Here is a 275-nt window from a genome sequence, read left to right as displayed (position 1 = left end):
TCCGGGCACGCTCCTGTGGCGTCAGTTTGCGCCTGCGAACCCCGTGCCGCTGCACCTGATCGCGCATCGCGTGATGCGCCAGAAGCGCCCGGGTGCGCGGCCCGATATAGGCGCTGTCGGCATAGAGCGCGGTCTCGTCGCCGACCACCAGATCACACAGGCTGTCCACTTCGGCCCGGTTGCCCGGGCTCACGCTCACGCGCCGCACGAACCCGTCCTCGTCGGCATTGACGAAGGCCTGCCAGCCCCAGACCGCCTGCCTGCGGCCCTTCACG

At 70.2% G+C, this 275-nt stretch carries 1 pseudogene; it reads right to left on the bottom strand.

The features are described 5' to 3' along the window. Positions 1-275: pseudogene (locus tag C6W92_RS17805) on the bottom strand (hypothetical protein); the annotation flags it as partial.

The organism is Roseovarius sp. A46 (assembly GCF_004126395.1).
GTDB lineage: Bacteria > Pseudomonadota > Alphaproteobacteria > Rhodobacterales > Rhodobacteraceae > Roseovarius > Roseovarius nitratireducens.
The sequence above is the reverse complement of the archived record's forward strand: the minus strand, read 5'-3'. Positions and strand labels throughout refer to the sequence as shown.